Origin of the sequence: Streptomyces sp. NPDC007162 (genome assembly GCF_040634175.1) — a bacterium.
GTDB lineage: Bacteria > Actinomycetota > Actinomycetes > Streptomycetales > Streptomycetaceae > Streptomyces.
This window is the reverse complement of the sequence record NZ_JBEYFC010000987.1, coordinates 1-1,453: the sequence shown is the minus strand read 5'-3', so window position 1 is coordinate 1,453 and position 1,453 is coordinate 1. Positions and strand designations below refer to the sequence as shown.

2 protein-coding genes are annotated in these 1,453 nt (G+C 68.3%); both read left to right on the top strand.

Annotated elements, in window-relative coordinates; all coding sequences use genetic code 11:
* Window positions 1–78: 78 nt before the first annotated feature.
* Entirely contained in the window at window positions 79–507 is a 429-nt protein-coding gene (locus ABZ646_RS46525; protein WP_360533822.1) for an ATP-binding protein, read from the top strand.
* The gene (locus ABZ646_RS46520; RefSeq protein WP_360533819.1) at window positions 507–905 is read left to right on the top strand and encodes a hypothetical protein; all 399 of its coding nucleotides are present in this window, start codon (window positions 507–509) and stop codon (window positions 903–905) included. The genes ABZ646_RS46525 and ABZ646_RS46520 overlap by 1 nt, the downstream gene beginning before the upstream one ends.
* The last annotated feature ends 548 nt before the right edge of the window (window positions 906–1,453 follow it).

The window sequence follows — 1,453 nt, the reverse complement described above, 5'->3', positions numbered from 1 at the left end:
TCCGCGCCCACGACGGCGTGAAACTCGTCTAGCCCGAACCCGCTGCACATGGCGGCCTACCAGCACGAAGGAACTTGTATGCACGAGTATACGAGTACAGCCCGGGTCTGGGGGCTCAGTTGCCCAGGTTTCCCGGAAGAGGTCAGCCGGGCCCGCCGCTGGACCCGCGACATCCTGCGCGGCTCCCCTTTAGCCGAAGACGCCGAACTGATCGTGAGCGAGCTGAGCGCGAACGCGATCCTCCACACGGCCAGCGGTCAGGAGTCGGGCAGCTTCCATCTGGCTCTCGCGGTGTCAGCGCAGGTCGTCGCCTTGTCGGTCACGGACGACGGAGGCGCCGGCACCGCCCCGAAGGCCGAACGCCAGGACCAGGAGGCCGAGCACGGCCGAGGCTTGGGCATGGTCAGCGCAATCGCTCATCGCGTCGTCGTCCACGAAAGCGACAGCGGCCACACGGTCACCGCCGAGCTGTTCGCAGGCCCCCGCACCGGAGGTCACCCGTGCTGATGGACAAGCCGCAGCGCGGCTACTGGTGCGAGTGCTGGACCGAGGACATCGCGAAGGAGGCGTGGCCGGTTCTCCGAGCCTCCTTCGACGCGTACTCAGCCCCGCAGGCCGACAGATGGGTAGCGATCGCACTCCGCACCATCTCACCGGCACTCGACCCCGACGCGTCCCAGGAAGCGTGGGAATGGCTGTACGACGGCCGCATAGCGACGAGGAGAGCTCTCCTACGCGCCGAAGCCTGCACGGTGACAGTCACCCAGGCCAACACCCGCATCACATGGACAATCCGGCCCGTAGTCTTCCTGCCACTTGCCCATCGCCAAGGCACCAAACTCCCGCCCTGCACACAGGACTTCAAACCGCACACGGTGCCCCAGGCGCCCCACACACTCGACTGAGTTACAACCTTCTTTACGGGTTCAAGCCGGCTGCGCTCCGCTCCGCCGGGCGCGCTCCCGGCTCCGCTGCGGGCGACGCTCCTGCCTTCGGCCCGCTCCGCCCGCGCTGCGCCGACGCGCGCCCACGAGGCCAGAGCCGGGACATGAGTCGATCACCGTAGAGAAGCGGCCACGGTCAGAACAGCCTCCGGCGGGGGCGCTCAGGCTCCGAGATGGCGGGGGCCCCGTTCGCGAGTGCCGGCGAGTCGGTGGCGTGCGTGGGGTGCTCCCATCCCGTCTGCCATCGACCCAGGCAGAGCCGAGCAGACGCGGCCCATGGCGTCCAGGTCGTTCGTACAGTGGCGCGCTCCACCTGGACGCCATGAACCACGCCCGCTCCACGGTGTGTGGGCCGACGGCAGACGGGATGGGAGCTGGGGAGAGTGGTGAGTTGAGGTTGATCGTTGACGCGCTCAGGGCGACCGGGAGGATGCGCGGCATGTTGCAGCTCAGCGAGCAGGCCACCCAGGGTGATCGGGTTTTCCTGTTGATTTGGGGCGTGGGCGCGC

Excerpts from the sequence above, each read along its gene's own strand:
- ABZ646_RS46525 (WP_360533822.1), top strand. The coding sequence starts at position 79 with ATGCACGAGTATACGAGTACAGCCCGGGTCTGGGGGCTCAGTTGCCCA.
- ABZ646_RS46520 (WP_360533819.1), top strand. The coding sequence starts at position 507 with ATGGACAAGCCGCAGCGCGGCTACTGGTGCGAGTGCTGGACCGAGGAC.